This is a genomic window from Paraburkholderia sp. SIMBA_030, assembly GCF_046535245.1.
GTDB lineage: Bacteria > Pseudomonadota > Gammaproteobacteria > Burkholderiales > Burkholderiaceae > Paraburkholderia.
This window is the reverse complement of the sequence record NZ_JAWRXB010000600.1, coordinates 1-269: the sequence shown is the minus strand read 5'-3', so window position 1 is coordinate 269 and position 269 is coordinate 1. Positions and strand designations below refer to the sequence as shown.

Annotated in this window: 2 tRNA genes; both read left to right on the top strand. The window is 57.2% G+C overall.

Features of this window, described 5'->3' with window-relative positions:
- The first annotated feature begins 44 nt into the window (after positions 1–44).
- A tRNA-Thr gene (locus SB772_RS41360) sits at positions 45–112 on the top strand.
- Positions 113–144: 32 nt separating this feature from the next.
- Positions 145–220 (top strand) — tRNA-His (locus SB772_RS41355).
- Positions 221–269 lie beyond the last annotated feature (49 nt).

The window sequence follows — 269 nt, the reverse complement described above, 5'->3', positions numbered from 1 at the left end:
GCAAATCGCGGGCCGCCTGGTTCGGCCGCACGGATTGCCGCTTTAGCTCAGGTGGTAGAGCACATCATTCGTAATGATGGGGTCGCAGGTTCGAGTCCTGCCGGGTGCGCCATTAGGCAGCTTTGGCACAAGTAGCGCAATATGGTGGGCGTAGCTCAGTTGGTAGAGCACGGGATTGTGACTCCCGTTGTCGAGGGTTCGATCCCCTTCGTCCACCCCATATTTCGAAAGGCGCCAGATTAACAGTCTGGCGCCTTTGCTTTAACAGC